At 67.6% G+C, this 22,269-nt stretch carries 24 protein-coding genes; 14 read left to right on the top strand and 10 right to left on the bottom strand.

The window, feature by feature from the left end; translation table 11 throughout:
• Positions 1-150: 150 nt before the first annotated feature.
• The gene (locus U9977_RS01855) at positions 151-369 is read left to right on the top strand and encodes a hypothetical protein (RefSeq protein ID WP_322747446.1); all 219 of its coding nucleotides are present in this window, start codon (positions 151-153) and stop codon (positions 367-369) included.
• A 4-nt stretch (positions 370-373) separates the two neighbouring features.
• Here U9977_RS01855 and U9977_RS01860 read toward each other — a convergent pair whose 3' ends face one another.
• The 4 genes from U9977_RS01860 to nadA all read right to left on the bottom strand — a co-directional run bounded on the left by U9977_RS01860 (position 374) and on the right by nadA (position 4,599).
• On the bottom strand, positions 374-1,351 hold the full coding sequence (locus U9977_RS01860; RefSeq protein ID WP_322747388.1) for an aldo/keto reductase family protein: 978 nt from the start codon (positions 1,349-1,351) through the stop codon (positions 374-376).
• Between the two features lie 92 nt (positions 1,352-1,443).
• Positions 1,444-2,487, bottom strand: coding sequence for a polysaccharide lyase family 1 protein (locus tag U9977_RS01865; RefSeq protein WP_322747389.1), 1,044 nt, complete (start codon positions 2,485-2,487; stop codon positions 1,444-1,446).
• 268 nt (positions 2,488-2,755) lie between these two features.
• Complete coding sequence (locus U9977_RS01870; protein ID WP_322747390.1) at positions 2,756-3,394, bottom strand: DUF3043 domain-containing protein; 639 nt, start codon at positions 3,392-3,394, stop codon at positions 2,756-2,758.
• Complete coding sequence (gene nadA / locus U9977_RS01875; protein WP_322747391.1) at positions 3,394-4,599, bottom strand: quinolinate synthase NadA; 1,206 nt, start codon at positions 4,597-4,599, stop codon at positions 3,394-3,396. Before nadA ends, U9977_RS01870 begins: the two co-directional genes overlap by 1 nt.
• 495 nt (positions 4,600-5,094) lie before the next feature.
• Between nadA and erpA the strand changes: the two genes are divergently transcribed.
• On the top strand, positions 5,095-5,478 hold the full coding sequence (erpA, locus tag U9977_RS01880) for an iron-sulfur cluster insertion protein ErpA (RefSeq protein WP_322747392.1): 384 nt from the start codon (positions 5,095-5,097) through the stop codon (positions 5,476-5,478).
• A 176-nt stretch (positions 5,479-5,654) separates the two neighbouring features.
• Here the strand turns inward: erpA and U9977_RS01885 are convergent, their stop codons facing one another.
• Both U9977_RS01885 and U9977_RS01890 read right to left on the bottom strand, forming a co-directional pair.
• On the bottom strand, positions 5,655-5,966 hold the full coding sequence (locus tag U9977_RS01885; protein ID WP_322747393.1) for a sulfurtransferase TusA family protein: 312 nt from the start codon (positions 5,964-5,966) through the stop codon (positions 5,655-5,657).
• Positions 5,963-7,111, bottom strand: a complete 1,149-nt coding sequence (locus tag U9977_RS01890) for a cysteine desulfurase family protein (protein ID WP_322747394.1) — start codon at positions 7,109-7,111, stop codon at positions 5,963-5,965. The genes U9977_RS01885 and U9977_RS01890 overlap by 4 nt, the downstream gene beginning before the upstream one ends.
• 291 nt (positions 7,112-7,402) lie before the next feature.
• Between U9977_RS01890 and coxB the strand changes: the two genes are divergently transcribed.
• The 3 genes from coxB to U9977_RS01905 are packed head-to-tail and all read left to right on the top strand — an operon-like array spanning position 7,403 to position 10,404.
• Positions 7,403-8,293: a cytochrome c oxidase subunit II gene (gene coxB / locus U9977_RS01895; RefSeq protein ID WP_416210444.1), complete on the top strand. Its 891-nt coding sequence runs from the start codon at positions 7,403-7,405 to the stop codon at positions 8,291-8,293.
• A complete protein-coding gene (gene ctaD / locus U9977_RS01900; protein ID WP_322747396.1) occupies positions 8,290-9,966 on the top strand; it encodes a cytochrome c oxidase subunit I in 1,677 nt (558 codons plus the stop codon). Before coxB ends, ctaD begins: the two co-directional genes overlap by 4 nt.
• Positions 9,967-10,002: 36 nt before the next feature.
• Complete coding sequence (locus U9977_RS01905; RefSeq protein WP_322747397.1) at positions 10,003-10,404, top strand: cytochrome c oxidase subunit 4; 402 nt, start codon at positions 10,003-10,005, stop codon at positions 10,402-10,404.
• 52 nt (positions 10,405-10,456) lie between these two features.
• On the opposite strand, the gene trpD is transcribed toward U9977_RS01905, so the two are convergent.
• Together trpD and U9977_RS01915 are read right to left on the bottom strand one after the other, a co-directional pair.
• Complete coding sequence (gene trpD, locus U9977_RS01910) at positions 10,457-11,524, bottom strand: anthranilate phosphoribosyltransferase (protein ID WP_322747447.1); 1,068 nt, start codon at positions 11,522-11,524, stop codon at positions 10,457-10,459.
• A 74-nt stretch (positions 11,525-11,598) separates the two neighbouring features.
• Positions 11,599-12,021, bottom strand: a complete 423-nt coding sequence (locus U9977_RS01915; RefSeq protein ID WP_322747398.1) for a hypothetical protein — start codon at positions 12,019-12,021, stop codon at positions 11,599-11,601.
• A gap of 330 nt (positions 12,022-12,351) precedes the next feature.
• Between U9977_RS01915 and U9977_RS01920 the strand changes: the two genes are divergently transcribed.
• The 3 genes from U9977_RS01920 (at position 12,352) to U9977_RS01930 (ending at position 14,044) form a co-directional block, all read left to right on the top strand.
• The gene (locus U9977_RS01920) at positions 12,352-12,774 is read left to right on the top strand and encodes a Fur family transcriptional regulator (protein WP_322747448.1); all 423 of its coding nucleotides are present in this window, start codon (positions 12,352-12,354) and stop codon (positions 12,772-12,774) included.
• A gap of 83 nt (positions 12,775-12,857) precedes the next feature.
• The gene (locus tag U9977_RS01925) at positions 12,858-13,304 is read left to right on the top strand and encodes a rubrerythrin family protein (RefSeq protein ID WP_322747399.1); all 447 of its coding nucleotides are present in this window, start codon (positions 12,858-12,860) and stop codon (positions 13,302-13,304) included.
• Between the two features lie 143 nt (positions 13,305-13,447).
• Positions 13,448-14,044, top strand: a complete 597-nt coding sequence (locus U9977_RS01930) for a DUF3501 family protein (protein ID WP_322747400.1) — start codon at positions 13,448-13,450, stop codon at positions 14,042-14,044.
• Between the two features lie 62 nt (positions 14,045-14,106).
• Here U9977_RS01930 and U9977_RS01935 read toward each other — a convergent pair whose 3' ends face one another.
• A complete protein-coding gene (locus U9977_RS01935) occupies positions 14,107-15,198 on the bottom strand; it encodes a cytochrome c oxidase assembly protein (RefSeq protein WP_322747401.1) in 1,092 nt (363 codons plus the stop codon).
• 105 nt (positions 15,199-15,303) lie between these two features.
• On the opposite strand from U9977_RS01935, the gene U9977_RS01940 reads away from it, so the two are divergent.
• From U9977_RS01940 to U9977_RS01965, 6 genes are all read left to right on the top strand, one after another.
• Positions 15,304-15,942, top strand: a complete 639-nt coding sequence (locus tag U9977_RS01940; protein ID WP_322747402.1) for a heme-copper oxidase subunit III — start codon at positions 15,304-15,306, stop codon at positions 15,940-15,942.
• A 5-nt stretch (positions 15,943-15,947) separates the two neighbouring features.
• Positions 15,948-16,751 carry a c-type cytochrome gene (locus U9977_RS01945; protein WP_322747403.1) on the top strand — a complete coding sequence of 268 codons (804 nt, stop codon included), beginning with the start codon at positions 15,948-15,950 and terminating at the stop codon, positions 16,749-16,751.
• Positions 16,748-17,893 carry a ubiquinol-cytochrome c reductase iron-sulfur subunit gene (locus tag U9977_RS01950; protein WP_322747404.1) on the top strand — a complete coding sequence of 382 codons (1,146 nt, stop codon included), beginning with the start codon at positions 16,748-16,750 and terminating at the stop codon, positions 17,891-17,893. Before U9977_RS01945 ends, U9977_RS01950 begins: the two co-directional genes overlap by 4 nt.
• The gene (locus U9977_RS01955; RefSeq protein ID WP_322747405.1) at positions 17,890-19,506 is read left to right on the top strand and encodes a cytochrome bc complex cytochrome b subunit; all 1,617 of its coding nucleotides are present in this window, start codon (positions 17,890-17,892) and stop codon (positions 19,504-19,506) included. The genes U9977_RS01950 and U9977_RS01955 overlap by 4 nt, the downstream gene beginning before the upstream one ends.
• A gap of 191 nt (positions 19,507-19,697) precedes the next feature.
• Complete coding sequence (locus tag U9977_RS01960; RefSeq protein ID WP_322747406.1) at positions 19,698-20,549, top strand: ABC transporter ATP-binding protein; 852 nt, start codon at positions 19,698-19,700, stop codon at positions 20,547-20,549.
• On the top strand, positions 20,506-21,381 hold the full coding sequence (locus U9977_RS01965; protein ID WP_322747407.1) for an ABC transporter permease: 876 nt from the start codon (positions 20,506-20,508) through the stop codon (positions 21,379-21,381). Before U9977_RS01960 ends, U9977_RS01965 begins: the two co-directional genes overlap by 44 nt.
• Before the next feature lie 34 nt (positions 21,382-21,415).
• Here U9977_RS01965 and U9977_RS01970 read toward each other — a convergent pair whose 3' ends face one another.
• Entirely contained in the window at positions 21,416-22,201 is a 786-nt protein-coding gene (locus U9977_RS01970; protein ID WP_322747408.1) for an SDR family oxidoreductase, read from the bottom strand.
• Positions 22,202-22,269 lie beyond the last annotated feature (68 nt).

A 22,269-nucleotide genomic window follows, 5' to 3' on the forward strand; every position in this document is an offset into this window, starting at 1 on the left:
CTCGGTTGTGTCGCGCTCTAACACGGGCCGGGAGGGTGGCCGGGATGGGCCGCCGGAGTGCTGACCGTGTTGGATGGAGCCTGCCCATCCAAGAGAAGATGACCCTGGCAGGAGGACGACATGGACGGGACGACAGAGGGGGACCATGCGGTGAGCTGGACGTGGCGTTTCGAGGCCGAGGACGGTGCCGCGGTCGCGGCCGGGCCTGCGGGTGCGTCCTTGTCAGAGTCGTTCCCGACCCAGAGCGACGCCGAGACCTGGTTGGGGGAGACCTGGCGGGAGCTGCTGGAGGCCGGCGTCCAGCAGGTGGTGCTGGAAGACGCCGGCCGCAAGGTCTACGGCCCGATGAGCCTCCGTTCCGTGGACTAGCCGGTCATACGGCATCCGGGTCGGTCACGATCACATCGCTGAGCACCGCGTCGATCCAAGCCAGGATCTCCTGGTCCAGCTTTACTCCCGACGCCTTGACGTTCTCCTCGACCTGCTCCGGTCGGGATGCTCCGATGATCGCCGAGGCCACGTTGTCGTTCTGCAGCACCCAGGCGACGGCCAGCTGTGCCGGGGACAGGCCGACGTCGGCCGCTACGGGTAACAGGTCCTGGACCCGGGCGAGAATCTCGTCCCGCAGCAGGCGTCGGATGACACCCGAGCCGGCCTCACTGACCGCGCGGGTGTGCTCGGGCCGCGGCGCTCCCGGCAGGTACTTGCCGGTGAGTACACCCTGCGCCACCGGTGACCAGACGATCTGGGCGATGCCGGCGGCGCGGGATGTCGGGATGACCTCGGACTCGATCGTCCGCCACAGCATCGAGTACTGCGGCTGGTTGGAAATGATCTGGTCGTAGCCGGCCTGCGCGGCGATCCGTACCGCGTCGGCGATCTGCGCGCCGGTCCACTCCGAGACACCGACGTAGAGCACCTTGCCGGCCCGCACCAGGTCGTCGAAGGCCCGCAGGGTCTCCTCCAACGGCACGGTCGGGTCGTAGCGGTGTGCTTGGTAGAGATCGAGATAGTCGGTGCGCAGCCGCCGCAGCGAGGCGTGGCAGGACTCGATGATGTGCTTGCGCCCCAGACCGCGGTCGTTCGGGCCGGGTCCGGTCGGCCAGAACACCTTGGTTAACAACTCGTAGGATTCGCGGCGTATCCCGTCCAGCGCCTCGCCCAGCACAACCTCGGCCTTCGTGCCCGCGTACACGTCGGCGGTGTCGAAGGTGGTGATCCCGTTGTCCAGAGCAGCGTGCACGCACGAGATCGCCTGATCCCGCTCGATCTGATCACCGTGGGTGATCCAGTTGCCGTACGCGATTTCACTGACGCTCAGTCCGCTGCGTCCCAGTCGTCGATGCTCCACATAACCACCCTATGATTTACGGCCCAGGGCCGAGGCTCGGGTGATACCCGGATGCCCCGGCCCCGGGCCGGGAACCCGGCGCGGCGAGCAGGTCAGCGTGGTCCGGCACCAGCCGGGACGGATGCGGCGATGGTCGCCGCCGGTTCGGCCAGGTAGGCATATGGCAGTTGAACAGTGGAACTGCTGGCGGCGGTTCCGGCCGGGGTGGCATTACCGAAGTCGTTCGGGTGGTCGGACGACAGGATGGCAGTCCCGGGCTCCGTGCTGTAGCCGGTTGTGATCACCGGGGTGCCGACGCCGCGGAAGACGTTGGACTCAAGGAGAACCACCGCACCCATCCGCGAGTTGACGGCGGTGTCGGCTGTCTGGAACACGTTGTCGTAGACGTGGCCGGTGCCAAAGCGCAGGCTCGGCAGCCGTGAGTTCACGTTGGTGAACCAGTTGTGATGGATGGTGACATGCAGTTTGCCCCGGTCGGCGGTGTCGTCGTCACTCGCGCTGATGAGCATCACTTTGTAGTGGTCGTGAAACCGGTTCCACGACACGGTGACGAGATCGGAAGCCTTCGTGATGTCGAGCAGGCCGTCGTAGTAGTCCTTGCCGTGCGTCATGTCGCTGGAGAGGTCGTTCTGAGTGATCCACACATGCTGGGAGCCGTAGACGCTGATCGCATCGGTGCCCGTTGCCAGGCTGATGGTCAGGTTGCGCACGATCACGTTGGTCACATTGCGGATGTTCAGCCCGCCACCGGTGAGACCAGCGCCCTTCGCAGCCCCGACGATTGTCTTGTTCGAGGCGACCTTGATCTGACCGGTGAGTGCGATCACTCCGGTGACCGTGAGTACGTACGGTTGGTCCGCGCCGGCGTACCTGGCGAGGTCCGCCGCGGTCGTGACCGTCACCGTGGCCCCGGCCGCGCCACCGGTCGTGCCGGCGGCAAAGCCGTCGGCCGTCGGTGCCGGCACGGCCGCGCCTGAACTGGATGGCCCTGCACTGGCTGATGTCATGCCGGTCGGCGGAACAGCTGTGGATGCGCTCGATGTCGCTGCTGGGCCGCCGGCCGGAAGATTCGGCTCGCATGCGGCCAGAACGACCAGAGCGACCGCGGTCAGCAGGTATACGGTTGTGCGTTTCACGTACTACCCCTCGATAAGGGGCGTCGCCCTCCCCCTGGACGGGGCCGCACGGCGGCCACCGCCCACGCCGCCAGGACGATGCGGTCCGGTCGTTGCCGGTCAGGACCGGCGTCCGTCCGAACAGCGTAACGTACCGAAGAGTAGTACTACGAGGTTTTTTAGACGCATCCAACCCCGTTGCCGCATTTGGTCCCAGATCTTCTTTGGCTGGGCCCGATGTGTCGCCCGATTTGTCGCCCGATGTGTCGCCCGGGCGAGTCCGGCCGGGTCAGCGGCCGCTGCCGGCGCGGGTGACCCGGGGCCGCGGCATCCGCCAGCGGGCCGGTAGTAGGGCGCGTTGCACGCTGTACGCGCGCACCTTGACCGGTGAGTCCGGGTACTTCTCGCCAACCCTGCGGCTGACCTGGCGGGACAGCACGATCGAGTCGACGGCCACGGCGAGGATGCCCAGCAGCATCAGGTAGGTGGCGATCAGCCGGATGTACACGTTGGGGACGAGCCCGCCGACGAAGTACACCGCGGCGGCGGCGAGGAAGAACGGCCCCACATTGCGGCGGGCGTCGACGAAGTCCCGGGCCAGTACGCGTTCGGGGGCACGCTCGCGCGGGGGCAGCTTGCTGACATCCCCCGACATCATCGCAGTCCGGTACTCCTGGGACTGGCGACGTCGCTCGCCGCGGGAGTTCGCCCGGGTGTCCTTACCCGACCCCGGGGTCGCCAAGGCGCTGCCGCCGCGGGCGCGGGCCGCGCGGGCGTCGCTGCGCTTGGGGGTGGGGCGTCCCTTACCCGACCCGTTCCCACTACCGACGGGGGCGCCCGCCTGGGCCGGCTCACCGCTGGTCGGGCCGGCGGCTGACGGGTCGGTGGGTGCGCCCGGCGCCGTCGTACGTCGTTTCAACAGGGCCATCAGGGGAGCGCCAGCATCTGGTCAAGGGCCTTTCGGGCATGTGTCGCGACATCGGGATCGACCGTGATGCGGTTGACCGTCTCGCCGCGCACGAGGGACTCGAGTGCCCACACGAGGTGGGGCAGATCAATACGGTTCATCGTCGAGCAATAGCACACCGTACGGTCCAGGAAGGCGACGGTCTTGTCGGGATGCCGGTTCGCGAGCCGTTGCACCAGGTTCAGCTCGGTGCCCACGGCGAACGCGCTGCCCGGCGGTGCCTCGTCGACGACTCTGATGATGTATTCCGTCGATCCGATCATGTCCGCAGCGGTGACGACCTCATACTGGCACTCCGGATGAACCAGCACGGTGACGCCGGGTATGCGGGCGCGGACGTCGTCCACGCACGCGCGACTGAACCGGCCGTGCACCGAGCAGTGGCCTCGCCACAGGATCATCCGCGCGTCGCGCAACCGGGCCGCCGCAACACCGCCACCCGGGCGGTGCGGGTTGTAGACCACGCAGTCCGCACGTGCCATACCCATCTCCAGCACCGCCGTGTTGCGGCCGAGATGCTGGTCGGGCAGGAACAGCACCCGCTCGCCGCGGCGCTTGGGCCCGAACGCCCACTGCAGTGCCCGCCGGGCATTGGACGAGGTGCAGATCGTGCCGCCGTGCCGCCCGGTGAACGCCTTGATCGCGGCAGTGGAGTTCATGTAGCTGACCGGGACGGTACCTTCGGCGAGCCCGGCGTCGGCCAGCGTCTCCCATGCCTGCTCGACCTGTTCGAGCGCGGCCATGTCGGCCATGGAGCAGCCGGCGGCGAGGTCGGGAAGGATCACCTGCTGGTGGTCGCCGGTGAGGATGTCGGCGCTTTCGGCCATGAAGTGCACGCCGCAGAAGACGATGTGGCCGGCTTCGGGGCGTCCGGCGGCCTGCTGAGCGAGCCTGAACGAGTCGCCGGTCACGTCCGCGAAGGCGATGACCTCGTCCCGCTGGTAATGGTGCCCGAGTACGAAGACGGAGGCGCCGAGCGCAGCCCTGGCCGCGGCGGCGCGCTCAACCAGGTTCGGATCGGATGCCGGCGGCAGCGCACCGGGGCAGTCGACCCCACGCTCGCTGTCGGGATCGGCACCGCGACCCAGCAACAGCAGCGTGAGCGGATTTGGTGGGAGTTGCAGCGGCGTGATGGCGGCGCGGTCGAGCGCGGGGTTGATCGTCATGCTCGCTCCTCCGGTCGACCGGCCGACCGGCTCGCTCGGGGCCTGCGGGCGCGCACCGTTGAGTCCTGATTGTGCGCCCGCCGGCCACCGGGAGGTGGTCTGGCAGCCTTCTCGTAGACGAATGGTCGACACGACTCTAACTCGCCGGGCACGCACGTGCCGTCGTCGACCGGAGGAGTTCACGATCACAGCTCTTCGCGCTGTGCTTGGTCGTCCGCTGAGGTCCTGCGTACGATGGGAAGGCGATCGCGGCATGCGGTGTTGTGAGTAGGTGTTGTAGATGACGGCTACCGCCGCGATGGCATGAACGGCGACATTCGTACGAATGGCGATATTTACCGACATCTCGTGCGGTTGCACACAGAGTGCACACGCAATGTGGGTAGACGAATACCGGCCACACTTGACAACAAGGGCTCGACCGGCCTTCGGATGCGCGATCATGAGTTCTTTCGCGCAGGCGCGGGCCCCAAGGGAACCTAGGGAGCAGTCTCCATGACCGTCCAGGACGCGACGACTGACACCGTGACCGGCACGGACACAGCGACCGGGCCGACCACCGTCATCCTGACCGACGTGGCCGCGAGCAAGGTGAAGAACCTGCTTGAGCAGGAAGGTCGTGACGACCTCCAGCTGCGGATCGCCGTGCAGCCCGGCGGCTGCTCCGGCATGCGCTACCAGCTCTTCTTCGACGAGCGTCAGCTCGACGGCGACACTGTCCTGGACTTCTCGGGTGTCAGGGTCGCGGTCGACCGGATGAGCACCCCGTACCTCGGTGGCGCGAAGATCGATTTTGTCGACACGATCGAGAAGCAGGGCTTCACGATTGACAACCCCAACGCGGCGGGTTCCTGCGCCTGCGGCGACTCCTTCCACTGATCCGGGCGCTGCGGGTCGGGATGCGTCCCGGTCTGACCTTCCAGCGGTAGTAGCTGGTGACGCCCGTGTCGACCGGTCACCGGTCGACACGGGCTCGGTCGCGGGCCTACGGGTCGGAGACTGTTGCGGAGATCACCCCGCATCTGCCGGTCGCTCTGGGAGAGCCGGTGGACGGCTTAAGAGAGCCGGTGGACGAGGTAGGCCGTCCCTCCGTCGGCCAGCTCGCGGGTCGAGATCAGCTCCTGGGCACGCATCCGGCACCAGGCAGGGACGTCATGCGCGGCTGCAGGGTCGTCCGCCCACAGTTGCAGGTCTGCGCCGACGTCGATGTCGCGGATGCGGCGTGCGAGTTCGATGATCGGTAGCGGGCACCGTCGTCCACGCGCGTCCACCGTGAGGCGGGCGCCGTTCCACGCAGCGTCCCAGGCGCTGTGGTCGCGGTCGCTGTGGTCGCGGTCGCTGTGGTCGTCACGGTCGGCCGATCTCACAGGCCGACGGCCCCGGCCCGCTCGCGGACCCGGGCAACCGCCTCGGGTAGGACCGCCAGCAGGACGTCCACATCCGCACTGTCGGATTCGCGGCCGAACGACACCCGGATGTTGCCCTGGGTCAGTACACCCATCGCGGCCAGCACGTGGCTGGGGGTGAGGGTGTCCGATGTGCAGCTGGAGCCGCTGCTGACCGCGATTCCCGCCCGGTCCAACTCGCCGAGCAGCGCTTCTCCGTCGACGTACAGGCACGAGAACGCGAGCAGGTGCGGCAGCCGGGCGGCCGGATCCGGGTCGCCGAGTAGCTCGAGGTCCGCAACGAGGTGGGGGAGACGGGTCCGCAGCCGCTCGACGTAGCCGGCCAGGCGCGGTGTCTCATCGGCGATCTCAATGGTCCGGGCGTGCAGGGCCGCTGCCGTCGCGACGATTGCCGCGACGTTGGGGAAGCCGCCCACCCGGCCACCCTCGCGTTCGTCGGTGGGTAGCGGGTTGCGCCATCGACGCCCGGTCCGCACGATCAGGATGCCCACTCCTGCCGGCCCGCCGAACTTGTGCGCACTGGCGCTGAGCAGGTCGGCTCCCAGCGCGGCGACGTCCACCGGGATCCGCCCGGCTGACATGGCGGCGTCCACATGCAACGGGACACCCGCGGTGTGCAGCACATCGGCGACCGCGGCCACCGGCTGGATGGTCGCGACCTCGTGGTTGGCATGTTGCAGGCTGGCCAGCGCCGTGCCCGGTGGGGGAGTGAAACCCGCCGGGTCGACCCGGCCGAATCGGTCGACGCCGACCGTGTCGACCGTGCCGCCGGCGTTTTCGTGCCATTGGGCGGCGTGCAGAACGCAGGAGTGTTCAACGGCGCTGATCAGCAGCCGCGTCCCTGACCGCCGCCGGGCGCCGGCCGCGCCGAGAATCGCCAGCTGTGCCGCCTGGGTACCCGACGATGTGAAGCTGACCTCGTCGGGGCGGGCGCCGAGCACCGCGGCGACCATCTCCCGAGAGGCGTCGAGCACCATGCGGGCCCGACGCCCATCGCGGTACAGGCGGGCGGGGTCCGCCCAGCCGTCGTCGAGGGCCGCCAGCAGGGCCTCGCGGGCCGCGGGGTGCAGGACGGCCGTGGATGCGTGATCAAGGTAGACCGGCACGTTCCTCACGGTATTCCGACGGCCGGCCGTGGCGCCCCGTCGGTCTTGGCACCCCGTCGGGTGGCCTGCGACCGCTGGGATGTGGTCCGAGTCTCGTCCTTTGGGACGCTGAGTCAGGCTCTGACGAGATGCCGGCGGTGCGGCTGGGATACGCTCCTGCCGCAGCATCTACAGCTTGTCGAAGAGCCTTGCGCCGACCGCTTGGTTCGGTCGGATCGGCGCATTCGTGGGAGGCAGGACCTGGTGACCCGATCCTTCGGCCGAACTCGGCCGTTGCCCGCCGATGTCGAGATGGCGACTGCCTCCGACGCTCCGTCGGTGGGGAGCACGAACCGCGCGAGGAGCGTTGGTTGGCGCCCTGGCCGATCCGGTTCCCCGTGGCGGGCGCTACGGCTGGTGACCGGCTTCGCGCTGCTGGCGGTGGCGGCCACCGCGTGTGATGTACCCAACTTCGGTTTTCCGGCCGGGGTGACGGACCTCACGCCCCGCATCCTGAACCTGTGGCGGGGTTCTGCGATCGCGGCGCTCTCCGTCGGCGTGTTCACCTGGGGTCTGATCTTCTATGCGGTCATCGTGTTCCGCAAGAAGTCGGACGAGCTGCCCCGCCAGGTGCGGTACAACCTCCCGGTCGAGATCCTGTACACGATCGTGCCGCTGGTGATCGTTGCCGGGCTGTTCTACTACACCGCCCGGGACGAGGTCGTGATCGACAAACTTCCGGCCAAGCCGGACGTCACGGTCAACGTGATCGGTTTCCGGTGGAACTGGCAGTTCCGGTACCTCGACACGGGCCAGAACGGCACGATCCCGGTGGAGGTCACCGGCCAGCCCGGCGAACCTGCGGTGCTGGTACTCCCGCAGGGCCGCACGATCCGTTTCATCGAGACGTCCCCGGATGTCATCCACTCCTTCTGGGTGCCCGAGTTCCTGTTCAAGCGGGACGTCGTCCCCGGTCGGATCAACCAGTTCCAGCTCACGATCACCAAGACCGGGACGTTCATCGGTCGCTGTGCGGAGCTGTGCGGGGTCGATCACGATCGGATGAACTTCTATGTGAAGGTCGTCCCGGGTGACGAGTACGACCGGTTCATCGCCGAGCGGACCCGGCCGGCCGCGCTGAGTGCGGCCGGGGCGACCACCCAGACATCCGCCGGAACTACCACTCGCGGGAGCGGACAGTGACACTGGTGCACGAGCCGCCAGCCGGCCACGTCGAGGAACGCCACGCCACGTTGCGCACCAACCTGCTCGGTTATGTGCGCACGACGTCGCACAAGGACATCGCCGTGATGTACGGCGTGACGGCCTTCGCGTTCTTCCTCTTCGCCGGAATCATGGCCGAGATGATGCGGGCGGAGCTGGCCCGGCCAGGTCTGCAGTTCCTGTCGAACGAGCAGTTCAACCAGCTCTTCACCATGCACGGCACGCTGATGCTGCTGATGTTCGCCACGCCCATGGCGTTTGCGTTCGCGAACTTCCTGGTCCCGCTGCAGATCGGCTCGCCGGACGTGGCGTTCCCACGGCTCAACGCCCTGTCGTTCTGGTTCTTCCTCTTCGGAAGCCTGACCGTCATCGCCGGCTTCCTGACCCCGAACGGCGCGGCGGACTTCGGTTGGTTCGCCTATGCGCCGCTGAACAACGCGGTCTACTCTCCAGGTTCCGGCGCCGACCTGTGGATCCTGGGCCTGACGCTGTCAGGACTCGGCACCATCCTCGGTGCCGTCAACATGATCACAACGATCCTCTGTCTGCGCGCCCCCGGCATGACGATGTTCCGGCTGCCGATCTTCTGCTGGAACTTCCTCGTCACCTCGATCCTGGTGCTGGTGGCCTTCCCGGTGCTCGCCGGCGCGCTGCTGGCCCTGGAAGCCGACCGGCGCCTGGGTGCCCACGTGTTCGACGCGGCCAACGGCGGCGCGATTCTGTGGCAGCACCTGTTCTGGTTCTTCGGTCATCCCGAGGTCTACATCATCGCCCTGCCGTTCTTCGGCATCATCAGCGAGGTGCTGCCGGTCTTTTCCCGTAAGCCGCTGTTCGGGTACAAGGGCCTCGTCTTCGCCACGATCGGAATCGGAGCGCTGTCGGTAGCGGTGTGGGCGCACCACATGTTCGTCACCGGCGCGGTCCTGCTGCCCTTCTTCGCGTTCCTGTCCTTCCTGATCGCGGTGCCGACGGGTATGAAGTACTTCAACTGGATCGGCACCCTGTGGCGGGGTCAGATCAGTTTCGAGACGCCGATGCTCTTCGCGTTGGGCTTTCTCGTGACCTTCCTGTTCGGCGGTCTGACCGGTGTACTGCTGGCGAGCCCACCGATCGACTTCCACGTCAGTGACAGTTACTTCGTCGTGGCCCACTTCCACTACGTGGTATTCGGGTCGGTCGTCTTCGCGGCGTATGCCGGGATCTACTTCTGGTTCCCGAAGGTGACCGGGCGTATGCTCGACGAGAAGCTCGGGAAGATTCATTTCTGGACGCTGTTCTTCGGTTTCCATCTGACCTTCCTGATCCAGCACTGGCTAGGCGTCAAGGGCATGCCGCGACGGGTGGCCGACTACTCGCCGACCGACGGGTTCACCACCTACAACACGATCTCCACGGCCGGGGCCTTCCTGCTGGCCACGTCGACCCTGCCGTTCATGTACAACGTCTGGCGCTCCTACAAGAAGGGCGAGCTGGCCGTTGTGGACGACCCCTGGGGCTATGGAAACTCCCTGGAATGGGCGACATCCTGCCCACCGCCGCGGCATAACTTCCGCTCGCTGCCACGCATCCGGTCGGAACGGCCTGCCTTCGACCTGCATTATCCCCAGGCAGCCGGAACAATCGATTATCACGCCGCACCCGAGAGCAGATAAGCCGGGCCCGGAAGAAGCTGGAGCGGAGCAGCAGCCATGAAGATCGAGGGCGTCGTCTTCCTCGTGTTTGCGATTTTCTGCACGGTGGTCGACATCGTTTACTGGTTCACGTCGAAGGACCCGACCGGCACGGTCGCACTCGCCCTGTGCGGCAGCCTCGGCCTGCTCGTCGGCGGGTACCTGTTGTTCACCGCCCGCCGGATCGGAGCCCGGCCGCAGGATCTCCCCGATGCCGAGATCTCCGACGGCGCCGGCGAGCTCGGGCATTTCACCCCGGGCAGTTACTACCCCTTCTTCATCGCCGCCGGTGCCTGTCTGGTGTTGTTCGGCATCGTCTTCGGGGTGTGGCTGGCCCTTATCGGGGCAATCATGACAGTGACGTTCGTCGTGTGCCTGCTCTTCGAGAACTTCTGGCACCCGCCCGTACCGGAGAACTAGTGCGACCGCGATGCGTCCGCGCCGCCGACGTGGCCGCCGCTGACGTGGTGGATCAGACCGCCGCAGCCGCGGCGGTCTGACTCGTCCTGACCCATCGCCCCAGAGCAGCTTCGGCCGCACCGGAATCCAGCGCCCAGGCGGCCCGACCAAGCTGGCGGCCTAGCTGTTCGGTCACGGGTGCGGCAGTGGGTCCGGTCGCGGCGACCAGCGCGGCCGCGGCGGCGAGCAGGACTGCGTCACGCACCGGCCCGGCACGTCCCCCCGCGAGCAGCTCCCGGGTCACCGCGGCGTTGTAGGCGGCATCGGCTCCTCGCAGCGCCGTCGGATCGCCGGGGACGATACCGACGTCGCGTGGGTCGAAGGTCTCCATCCGCACCGCGCCGTCCACGACCATCCATACGGTTGACGTGGTCGTGGGCGTGAGCTCGTCGAGCCCGTCGTCACCGCGGAACACCAGCCCCCGCGTCCCGCGCGCGGCCAGAACACCGGCGACGACGGGCGCAAGCCGTGCGTCTGCGACGCCGACCGCCTGGCTTGCCGGGCGGCCCGGGTTGGTCAGCGGCCCGAGGATGTTGAAGACGGTGGGCACGCCGAGGTCACGCCTGGGCCCGCCGGCGTGTCGCATGGCCGGGTGGAAGACCGGTGCGAAGCAGAACGCCGCACCGGCCTCGGCGAGGCAGGTCGCGACGCCGGCGGGCGGTAGATCGATGGCGACGCCGAGTTCCAGCAGAAGATCGGCTGACCCGCAGGCCGAAGACGCGGCCCGGTTCCCATGTTTGATCACGGGGATGCCGGAGCCCGCGACGACCAGCGCAGCCATGGTCGAGATGTTCACCGAATGTGACTGGTCGCCGCCGGTTCCGCAGGTATCCACCGCGCGTTCACGGATGTCGTCGGGGAGGTCCAGCGGTGCTGCGTAGTCCAGCATCACCTGCGCCAGACCGCCGACCTCCTCGGCGGTCTCGCCCTTGGCCCGCAGGGCGACCACGAAGCCCGCGATCTGGGCGGGGGAGGCGTTGCCGGACATCACCTGGGTCATCGCCCACATGGTGTCGGGCGCGCCGAGGGCCTCGCCGCGCAACAGCGCGCCGAGGAGTGGGGGCCAGCCCTGCGCGGCCAAGCGTGGCCCGTCGGGGGGCCCGCTGTCGGTGGCCCTCTCCTCAACGGCCTCGCCGAATCCGGTCACAGCGGGGCTCAGGCACCCACAGCGGGGGCCGACCCGACCCGGCGAGCGGGTGCGCGTCGGGCGCGCAGCAGCGCGACGACGACCTCGGCGAGTTCGGCAGGGTCCACGGGATGGGTGAGCACGGCGTCCGCCTGCGACCAGGTGCCCAGCCAGCGGTCATCGCGACGGGCCACCAGCAGGACGGTGGGCGGGCAGTCCGGGATCTCGTTCTTGATCTGTCGGGACAGCCCCATGCCACCGACGGGCGCCGCCTCCGCATCCAGGATGCAGATATCGGCTTCCCGATGGTCCACCGCATCGATGACGGCGGCGCCGTCGGCCATCTCCAGGAACTCGACCGGCCCGACCTCGGGGTCGGGTAGCGGACCGATGGCGAGCTTCACCCGCTCGCGGACGTCGGGCTTGTCCGCGTACACGAGAACCGTACTCATGCGACCGCGAGCCTTTCGATCAAGTGGAACGCCGGCTGGGTGATGCCCGGTGGCCGGCGACTGATCCATCTTCCGCGAACGACGGCGGGATCGGACCGGGCGCCGGACGATTGGGAACCCGCCGGCAGGCTATCCGATGGCGCCTGCCGGCGGTGGCCCCGCCCGGTTGCGCCATGCTGACGCCGTTCGGGTGGCACGGATGACATAGATGTGTCGTTGGGTGTTTTGCCAGTTGCGGAGCTGTCGGAGCTGAGAGATAGTGAGACTCGTTCTCACTGCTGGTGCTGAACGTCGCCGGTAGTGAACGTGGACACCAACATCGGACGTGTCATGAACAGTCAGCAGGATCTCCGCCTCACCCCTCAGCGCCGCGCAGTGCTGGAGGTGCTCCGAGCCGCCCACGACCACCCGACGGCGGCGGAGGTCTACGATCGCGTCCGAGTGGTCGCGCCGGGCATCGGCGCCGCGACCGTCTACCGGGCCCTGGGGCTGTTGGTCCGGGCTGGGTTCGCCCTTGAGCTCAGCCTCGGCAACGGCGCGGCCGCCCGGTACGACGCGAATGTCGGGCGTCACGACCACGCGGTCTGCGACCGGTGCGGGCGGGCGGTGGACATAGATCTTCCTGTGCCGGTGGAGATGGTGGCCGCACTGTCGCGACACACCGGTTTCGCGATCACAGGCTACGACCTGCAGTTCCGTGGTCTGTGTCCGTCCTGCCAGACCGCAGGCCCGACAGTCGTAGGCCCGACCTAGGTGTCCCGTACGCGGGCCGGTAGCCAGCATCCCGGCCGTCACCCCGACGGCTGGGTTGATCACGATCGACAAAGGAGAGCCACATGCCGCAGCTTGACGGCACGAAGACCCACGAGAACCTCAAGGAGGCGTTCGCGGGCGAGAGCCAGGCGAACCGCCGCTACCTGTACTTCGCCCGCAAGGCCGACATCGAGGGCCTCACCGACGCCGCCGCGCTCTTCCGCGACACCGCTGAGGGCGAGACCGGGCATGCGTTCGGTCACCTGGACTTCCTCGCCGAGGTGGGCGACCCGGCGACCGGGGAACCGCTGGGCAAGACCACCAAGAACCTGGCCAGTGCCGTGGCGGGGGAGACCTACGAGTTCACGGCCATGTACCCGGGCTTCGCCAAGACCGCGCGCGATGAGGGCTTCGAGGAGATCGCGGACTGGTTCTCCACGCTCGCACGGGCCGAGAAGACCCACGCCGGACGCTTCAAGAAGGCGCTCGACGCGGTCGTCGCCGACGAAAAGGCCGAGCAGGAGGTCTGACCGCCCCTCTTGCCGGGCGCTCTAACAGCCGGACGGTGCTGCCTGGCGGTGCGGACGTGGTTGCCACCGCCCCGCCAGGCGGCCTTGCCGGTAGCTTTCTGTGGTCGGCCCCGTACCCATTGGATCGTTTGGGAGTTCCAACGATGGCACTTACTGTCGCTGACATCGTCACCGATCCCGAGGTCTATGCCGCCCAGCGGCCGGCTGCGCGCACCCGAATCCTCCCGGTCCGGGCGGAACGGCGAATCCGGGTCGGTGACATGTTCCTCTTCGAGTTCGAGAACGAGGAAACCCTGCGTTACCAGGTGCAGGAGATGGTCTACGCCGAGCGCCTGCGCAGCCCCGCGGATGTCGCCCATGAGATCGAGATCTATTCGCGACTGCTGCCCGCCAGCCACGCCCTGACCGCCACCGCCTTCATCGAGCTCGATGTCGCCGAGACCGTCCGCTCGGAGCTGGAGCGCCTCGCCGGTGTCCAGCGCAGCATCCGGCTCGAGATCGACGGGGTCCCGGTGCCTGGCGAGGAGATCCCCGGGCCGGACGAGGCCCCGAACATCCCGAGCCCGACCGTGTCCGTGCACATGCTGCGGTTCCCGCTCAGTGACTCCACCCGCGACGCCTTCCGGGATCCCGCCGTGCCGGTTGAGCTGGTCGTCGACCACCCCGCCTACAACGAGGCGACACCGATCACCGGTGCGGCCCGTAAAAGCCTGATTGCGGATCTCGCGCTGCGCGGCTGAGAGCACCGGCTCAACCGGTTCAACCGGCCGACGGCTCCATGGGTCGGCGGGCGGGCCCGGTGTCACCGGCGGGCGGGCCCGGTGTCACCGGCGGCGAGCCTGGCCAGCCAGGCGTTGTACGCAGCCTCCCGGGCGACCAGTTCGGCCTCCGGGTCCGGCTCGGGGTCGGTTTCCGGGATCTGTTGCGGTTCCTGATCGGCGGTGGCCGACCCCGGGGCAGCGGACGCGGCCAGTCGTTCGAGTCGGTCCAGTCGGCGGTCCTCGCGGGCGGCTTCGCGCCCGTCAGCCCGCGACCACTGGATGAACAGGGCGACGAACACCATCGCACCGACCAGCTCCCCCGCGGCCCACATGAGCCCCGCGCCGGTCTGCTGGTCGCCCAACAGGCTCGACCCCCAGCTCCGGTCCAGCGAGGAGTACCAGGCCGCGGCGAAGACCTCGTTTGTCGTGAACATCGCCAGCGCCCACAGCGCGTGCAGCGGGAACGTCACGAACAGCAGGATGAGGCGTCCCCAGTAAGGCAGCCGGCCGGGGACGGGGTCAAGCCCGATGATCGGCCAGTAGAACAGGCAGCCGACCACCAGGAAGTGGATGTGCAGGAAAAGGTGCAGCACCGGATGCCGCAACGATGACTCGTAGAGACTGGTGAAGTACAAACCGTACAGGCTCACGATGAACAGGCCGAAACCGACCAACGGGAAGGCCATCACCCGGGCCACCTGGCTGTGCAACGCCGCCACCAGCAGCCCACGGGAGCGCCGCGGAAGGGCGCGCAGCGCGAGCGTGATCGGGGCCCCGAGCGCGAGCGGGATCGGGGCGACCGTGCCCAGCAGCATGTGCTGCATGGCGTGGGCGCTGAACAGCGCGGTGTCGTAAGCCGCGATTCCGCCCACGAGTGCGTACCCGACGACGAACAGACCGGCGAGCCAGGACGCCGTCCGCCACGGGTTCCAGGCGTCACCGCGATCTGTGAGCCTGCGCACTCCGAGCAGGTACAGCCCTGCCATCGTGGCGATCAGAAGCAGCGGTCCGGGTTCGGGTGTCAGGTGCAGGAGCATCCGTCCGACCGTCGGTGGGGGCGGCAGTTGTCCCTGGCCGGGCAGTGCAAACACGTCCTGGGGAGCTACCGGGACAAGCGTGCTGGGATTGGTCACAGGCTCCGTCACCTCGCTTCGGCCGGGGCACGCCAGCACCCTCGACAGCTCGTAGTCCTACCGAATGTCGAACCTACGGTGGCGCCTGGCCGAACGCGTGCCAGAATGACCGACGTGGCCTCCGCCCCCGTCCTTGAGAAGGCTCCGCCGCCGCACCCCACGGCCAACCGTCCCTCGATGGTTTCCGTGGGAACGATCGTGTGGCTGTCATCGGAGCTGATGTTCTTCGCGGCCCTGTTCGCGATGTACTACACGATCCGGTCGGTCAACAGTGACAACTGGCCGCCGATCACCGGCGATCCCGCGGGGTCCGAGATCGGCCCGGTTCACCTGCACGTCGGTTACGCGCTCGTCTTCACCACGATCCTGGTGTTGTCGAGCCTGACCTGTCAGCTGGGCGTCTTCGCCGCGGAACGAGGCGACGTCTACGGCCTGCGTCGCTGGTACCTCATCACGCTGGTGATGGGTGCGGTGTTCGTGGGCGGCCAGGCGTGGGAGTACTTCCGCGAGAACGAGTTCTCGATCTCGTCGCATGCCTTCGGGTCCGTCTACTACCTCACGACCGGCTTCCACGGGCTGCACGTGATCGGCGGGCTGGTGGCCTTCGTGATCGTCCTCGTCCGGTCGACCTACGGCAGATTCACCCCTGAGAAGGCGACCTCGGCGATCGTGACGTCGTACTACTGGCACTTCGTCGACGTCGTCTGGATCGGCCTCTACGCGACCATCTACCTCCTCCAGTGAGCGACATGACTGCATCCTTGGGCGCTGCCCGCGCATCCCGACGCCGGCATCGGCGTTCCTCCGCTGTCGTCCTCCTGATGGCGCTTGCGGCCACCGGGCTGCTGTGGACCGCGCTCGCGCCGCGCGGGACGGCCCAGAGCACCCCCGATGCCAACGAGGCCGTCCGGGCGGGCCGGGCGCTGTACCTCCAGGGCTGTTCAAGCTGCCACGGGTTGAACGCCCAGGGCGGTGGCCAGGCCCCGAGTCTCGTCGGGGTCGGGTCTGCCGCCGTGGACTTCCAGGTGAGCACGGGTCGGATGCCGCTCGCCGCACCGGGCGCGCAGGCCGAGCGCAAGGACCCGATCTACAGCCAGACCCAGATCGACCAGTTGGCCGCCTACGTCGACAGCCTCGGTGGCGGCCCGAAGACGGCGATTGTGACCAAGAACGCACTGGATGACGCGGACCTGGCCCAGGGCGGGGAGCTCTATCGGGCGAACTGCGCCCAGTGCCATCAGGCGGTGGGCGCGGGTGCCCCGCTCACGTACGGCAAGTACGCACCCGATCTGAGCAGGGCCACTCCGACACAGATCATCGATGCCATGCGGACCGGCCCCGAGTCGATGCCCGTGTTCGGCCCCGGACAGATCGACCCTGCCGGCGCTGTGGCAATCGCGAAGTACGTGAAGTACGTCACCGCGGCGCCGAGCGCCGGTGGTAGCACGCTCGGCAAGTACGGCCCGGTTCCCGAGGGACTGCTGGCCTGGCTGGTCGGAATCGGTGGCCTGCTCGCGGTGTGCATGTGGATCGGAGCGAGGCAGAAGGTATGAGCAAGCGAGACGACGAGACGTCCGGGCCGGACGTTCCCGCCGAGGGCGAGAGCATCTTCGACCGCGCCAAGCCCGAACCGCGCCCGGGCCGCGGCGACGGTCCCGAGCAGCTGGGTACCCCCCCGCACCAGACCGACTCGACTCAGGAGGGCTCAACGGTCCTGCTGGCCGAGCCCGATGAGCGGGCCGCGGCCATCCCCACGGCCCACGCCGAGGAGATCGACCGCCGGGCCGAGCGTAGGGCCGAACGGCTGGTGGCGTTCTGGTTCATGGTCTCGGTGGTCGGGACGATCGGTTTCGTGGTCACCAACTTCGTCGGTGACAAACATGCCGAGTACTACACCCCGTGCATGGGCACCGCACTGGGCCTGGCCATGGGCGGCATCGGATTCGGGGTCATCCTCTGGGCGAAGCGCCTCATGCCGCATGAGGAGGCCGTCCAGGAGCGTCATCCCTTCGCCTCCTCGGCTGAGGAGATCGCCGTCACCGAGGAGACGGTCGCACTCGGTTTCGCCGATACCGGCCTTGCCCGCCGACCGTTGGTTCGCCGCACCATGCTGGGCGCGGGAAGCGTGCTCGGCGCCCTGCTGGTGGTGCCGTTGCTGAATCTGAGCAACCGCAAGCCGGGCGATCAGCTCAAGCACAGCCACTGGGCCAAGGGTGCCCGGTTGGTGAACGGAGAAGGTAATCCGGTCGCGCTCGGTGACATCGCCATCGGTGGTATAGAGACCGTCTTCCCGGCGATCCCGGTGACCGCGGCCGACGGCAGCGTCCGGTTCGAGCCCCAGCTGACCCTGCACCAGAAGGCCGACAGCGTCACCATCCTCATCCGGCTCCCCCCGGATGCGAACCGACCGCGGCCGGGGCGGGAGGACTGGGCCTACGACGGCCACGTCGCCTACTCCAAGATCTGTACCCACGCGGGTTGTCCGGTCAGCCTCTATGAGGCGCAGACCCATCACCTGCTGTGCCCCTGCCACCAGTCGGTGTTCAACGTTCTGGACGGATGTCGAGCGATCTTCGGTCCGGCCAGCCGATCCCTGCCACAGCTGGCGATCGCTGTTGATGACGACGGGTATTTCATCGCACGAGACGGCGACTACACCGAGCCCGTCGGTCCCGCCTTCTGGGAGCGTCCATGACCACCGTCCCGCCACCCTCCCTGGTCAAGCGACCCGGTCCGGTCCGCAAACTCAACCGGGCCGTCGACGAGCGCTTCGGGTCCCAGGCCGCGCTGCGCCGCAACCTCAACAAGGTGTTCCCTGATCACTGGTCTTTCATGATCGGGGAAATTGCCCTCTACAGCTTCGTCATCCTGGTTCTGACCGGCATCTATCTGACGCTGTTCTTCGACCCGAGTAACGTCGAGATCCCCTACAACGGCTCCTTCATCCCGTTGCGGGGTGTGGAGATGAGCCGGGCCTACGCCTCGACCCTCGACATCAGCTTCGACACCCGGGCGGGGCTGGTCTTCCGTCAGATCCACCACTGGGCGGCACTGCTGTTCGTCGCCTCAATCGTGGTGCACCTGATGCGGGTGTTCTTCACCGGCGCCTTCCGCAAGCCTCGCGAGGTCAACTGGCTGATCGGCGTCGGGCTGCTGGTGTTGGGGATCCTCGAGGGTTTCGCCGGCTACTCGCTGCCGGATGACCTGCTGTCGGGTACCGGGCTGCGTATCGCGGCCTCGATCGCACAGTCGATCCCCGTCATCGGAACCTGGACGTCGTTCCTGGTCTTCAACGGCGAGTGGCCGGGTGACAACTTCATCCCCCGGCTGTATGTAATCCACATTCTGCTGGTGCCGGGGATCCTGCTGGCGCTGATCGGCGCCCATCTGGGCATCCTGTGGCACCAGAAGCACACAGATTTCCCCGGGCCGGGCAAGACCGAGCACAACGTCATCGGGCATCGCGTCTTCCCGATCTTCGCGGTGAAGTCCACCGGGTTCTTCATGCTGGTGTTCGCGATGCTCGCCCTGCTCGGTGGTCTGGCACAGATCAACCCGATCTGGAGCTTCGGCCCCTATGACCCGGGTAACGTCAGCTCGGCGTCGCAGCCCGACTGGTACATCGGCTTCCTCGACGGATCGACTCGACTGTTCCCACCGTGGGAGTTCCGCGGGCTCGGGCATACCGTCCCGGCGGTGTTCTGGCCGACCGTCGTGCTGCCCGGAATCCTGTTCACGCTGCTGGCGGTGTACCCCTTCCTGGAGGCGAAGTTCACCGGGGATTCCGCATCGCACAACCTGCTCCAGCGACCGCGCGACGCCCCGGCCCGCACCGGTTTCGGGGCCATGGCCATCAGTTTCTATCTGGTGCTGTGGATCTCCGGTGGTAACGACGTCATCGCGAAGACGTTCGACATCTCGTTGAACGCCATGACCTGGGCCGGCCGGATCGGTTGCATCATCGTCCCGCCGATCGCCTTCACGGTGACCAAGCGGCTCTGTGTGCACCTGCAGGCCCGTGACCGGGACGTCACCGAGCACGGTGTCGAGACCGGGATCATCCACCAGCTGCCCGACGGGGAGTTCGTGGAGCAGCATCGTCCGAAGTTGCCGCCGACGCCGGACCACCGGCGGGTACCGACCGACCGGGTGGCGTTGCCGGGCGGGGAAAACGGGCATGCCACGGGCGGTCTCGTCCGCCGCGCAGGCAAGGCGGTGACCGGGTTCTTCGTCGAGGGGGAGGAAGCGGAGGGCGGTCCGCGCGAGGCCACCGGCGAATCTCCTGACCAGCCTGCCGGCAGACACTGAGCACGACAGGTACTGAGCACGGCAGGTAGCGACCTGCTCCATCCCGGCCGAGGGCTGGTGCGTCCGAGACCCGGACGCACCAGCCCTCGGCTTTTCGCTGCCCGCCGGCGGGGGCCTGACCACCGACCAGGTGACGGGAGAGCCGGAAGAGCAGATAGTTAGTTGCACGAAGGAAACGATGTGGAGGTCGGATGTCTGTCGAGCACCCCGTGCCCGTCGCGCCCAGTGCGGCGTCGGGCGACCCACCAGCCCTTGCCGTGAGGGGCCTGACCTACCGGTTCGGTGAGCACACAGCGGTCGACGCGATCGATCTCGATCTCAATGCCGGCGAGATCATCGGGCTGCTCGGGCCGAACGGGGCCGGCAAGACCACGGCGATCCGTGCCATCGTCACGCTGCTACGGCCGGTCGCCGGGTCGGTGCACGTGTTCGGTGTGGACGCGGTACGCCATCCGATCCGAGCACGTCGCCTCATCGGCTACGTGCCGCAGATGCTCTCGGCCGACTCGGGGCTGACCGGACGGGAGAACGTGGCGCTGTTCGCGGGCCTGTTCGATGTGCCGCGGCGCCAGCGCCGGGCCCGGGTCAACGACGCCATGGCCGCGATGGGGCTGACCGAGGTCGCCGACCGGATGGCGCGGACCTACTCGGGCGGGATGGTGCGTCGTCTCGAGCTGGCTCAGGCGCTGGTCAACGCACCGCGCCTGCTGATCCTCGACGAGCCGACCGTCGGGCTGGACCCGATCGCCCGCGACAGTGTGTGGGAACACGTCCAGGGTCTGCGGGCCGAGTACGCGATGGCAGTCCTGCTCACCACCCATTATATGGAGGAAGCGGACGTCCTGTGTGACCGGGTTGCGCTCATGCATGCCGGCCGGGTACGCGCCGTCGGTGTTCCGAGCGAGCTAAAGGCTGCGCTCGGCGCGCAGGCGAGCCTTGAGGACGTATTCCGCCAGCACACCGGTGGTGCATGTGAGCCCGGTGAGGAAGGAGCTTTCAATGGCGTCCAGCACATCCGCCGTGTCGCCAGCCGGGTTGGTTGAGCGCGGCGGCCTGCGGGGTTCTCCTGCCGGAACCGGCTTCGATCAGGACCTCGACGGACCCCTCGGCGCGGCGCGTCTGCTCGTCCGGCGGCTCGCGACACTGTCGCTGGTCGAACTGCAGAAGCTGCGCCACGACCGGGTGGAGCTTTACACCCGGGCCGTCCAGCCGGCACTGTGGTTGCTTGTTTTCGGGGTGACGTTCAACCGGATCCACGCCATTCCGACCGGGTCCGTGCCGTATCTTGACTACCTGGCGCCGGGGATTCTCGCCCAGTCCGCACTGTTCATCTCGATCTTCTACGGCATCCAGATCATCTGGGACCGGGACGCGGGCGTCCTAGCCAAACTCATGGTGACACCGACACCCCGCACGGCGCTGGTCACGGGTAAGGCATTCGCGGCCGGCGTGCGCGCGTTGATACAGGTGGTCGTCGTCCTACTGCTGGCAGCGGTGCTCGGCGTGGGGCTGATCGCCAATCCGTTGAAGATCTTTGGCGCGATGGTCGCGGTCGTGCTCGGTTCGGGGTTCTTCGCGTGCCTGTCGATCGTGATTGCCGGGCTGGTGCTCTCCCGGGACCGGCTGATGGGGATCGGCCAGGCAATCATGATGCCGATGTTCTTCGCGAGTAACGCCTTGTACCCGGTGGCGATCATGCCGACCTGGGTCCGTGTGGCCAGCTATCTCAACCCGTTGAGCTATCTTGTCGACGCGTTGCGCGGCCTGCTTATCGGCACAGACAGCCATCTCATGCTGGATTTCACCGTCCTCACGGGCTCCGCGGTGTTGACGATCCTCACCGCCAGCGCCCTGCTCGGCCGACTGGCGCGCTGATCAGGAAGGCAGAAGATGCCGGTTTGACTCTGAGTCAGAACAGGCTCTTGCTGTAGCCACCGTCCAGACGAATGGTCTCACCGGTCAGAAAAGCGGCCTGCTCGGAGCAAAGGAACGCGACGAGGGCTCCCATTTCGGCCGGACGTCCCCAGCGACGGACGGGGACCTCCTGCGCGTAGTACGCCTCGTCCTTGACGTTCTGGGATCTGAGGTAATCTTCCGCCAGCTCGCTTCGGAAGGGCCCGGTTGCCACGATATTGGCTGTAATGCCGTGTTCGCCGTACTCCTCGGCGAGCGTCTTCATCATTCCGGCGACCCCCACCCGCAGGTTGGCGAGCACCAGCGGATCGCGGTGGTGCGGGGTCTTGAGGCAGATCGACGCGATGTTGACCAGACGTCCCCAGCCTTTTTCCATCATGTTCGGAATGACTTCCCGGGTCAGGTAGACCTGGCTCATGATGAACTGGTCGTTGGTGCGCAGGAAATCCTCGTCCGAACAGTTGAGGAAGCCCCGTCCGTAGTCGTCGCCGGGTAGCGGGCCGGGTGGGTTCGTCACGAGGATGTCAGGTGCTCCGAAGGCACGTCGCGCTGCCTCGATGATTTCGAGGGCTCCCGCGGTGGTGGTCATGTCCGCGACCACGCCCAGCGCGCTGCCGCCCGTGCTTTCGATCTGCTCGGCGGTCGCCTCCACGATGTCGGGTTGACGACCCGTCAGGACGACCGCGGCACCCTCCTTCGCCAGCTCGACCGAGATCGCGCGACCGCATCCGCGACTGCCGCCGGCGACGACGGCGACCTTGTCCTTCAGGCCCAGGTCCATGTGCTCTCCTCGATCGGATACTGGTCACAAGTGGTGCAAAAGTATGCCGATATGAGGCACGGGTCGAG

Source organism: Protofrankia sp. Cas8 (genome assembly GCF_963555845.1).
Taxonomy (GTDB): Bacteria; Actinomycetota; Actinomycetes; order Frankiales; family Frankiaceae; genus Protofrankia.

Excerpts from the sequence above, each read along its gene's own strand:
- erpA (WP_322747392.1), top strand. The coding sequence starts at position 5,095 with ATGACCGTCCAGGACGCGACGACTGACACCGTGACCGGCACGGACACA.
- U9977_RS01945 (WP_322747403.1), top strand. The coding sequence starts at position 15,948 with ATGACTGCATCCTTGGGCGCTGCCCGCGCATCCCGACGCCGGCATCGG.
- U9977_RS01905 (WP_322747397.1), top strand. The coding sequence starts at position 10,003 with ATGAAGATCGAGGGCGTCGTCTTCCTCGTGTTTGCGATTTTCTGCACG.
- U9977_RS01940 (WP_322747402.1), top strand. The coding sequence starts at position 15,304 with ATGACCGACGTGGCCTCCGCCCCCGTCCTTGAGAAGGCTCCGCCGCCG.
- U9977_RS01915 (WP_322747398.1), bottom strand. The coding sequence starts at position 12,021 with ATGAGTACGGTTCTCGTGTACGCGGACAAGCCCGACGTCCGCGAGCGG.
- U9977_RS01950 (WP_322747404.1), top strand. The coding sequence starts at position 16,748 with ATGAGCAAGCGAGACGACGAGACGTCCGGGCCGGACGTTCCCGCCGAG.
- U9977_RS01965 (WP_322747407.1), top strand. The coding sequence starts at position 20,506 with ATGGCGTCCAGCACATCCGCCGTGTCGCCAGCCGGGTTGGTTGAGCGC.
- U9977_RS01925 (WP_322747399.1), top strand. The coding sequence starts at position 12,858 with ATGCCGCAGCTTGACGGCACGAAGACCCACGAGAACCTCAAGGAGGCG.
- nadA (WP_322747391.1), bottom strand. The coding sequence starts at position 4,599 with ATGACGATCAACCCCGCGCTCGACCGCGCCGCCATCACGCCGCTGCAA.
- U9977_RS01970 (WP_322747408.1), bottom strand. The coding sequence starts at position 22,201 with ATGGACCTGGGCCTGAAGGACAAGGTCGCCGTCGTCGCCGGCGGCAGT.
- U9977_RS01960 (WP_322747406.1), top strand. The coding sequence starts at position 19,698 with ATGTCTGTCGAGCACCCCGTGCCCGTCGCGCCCAGTGCGGCGTCGGGC.
- U9977_RS01870 (WP_322747390.1), bottom strand. The coding sequence starts at position 3,394 with ATGGCCCTGTTGAAACGACGTACGACGGCGCCGGGCGCACCCACCGAC.
- U9977_RS01955 (WP_322747405.1), top strand. The coding sequence starts at position 17,890 with ATGACCACCGTCCCGCCACCCTCCCTGGTCAAGCGACCCGGTCCGGTC.
- U9977_RS01930 (WP_322747400.1), top strand. The coding sequence starts at position 13,448 with ATGGCACTTACTGTCGCTGACATCGTCACCGATCCCGAGGTCTATGCC.
- coxB (WP_416210444.1), top strand. The coding sequence starts at position 7,403 with ATGGCGACTGCCTCCGACGCTCCGTCGGTGGGGAGCACGAACCGCGCG.
- U9977_RS01920 (WP_322747448.1), top strand. The coding sequence starts at position 12,352 with ATGAACAGTCAGCAGGATCTCCGCCTCACCCCTCAGCGCCGCGCAGTG.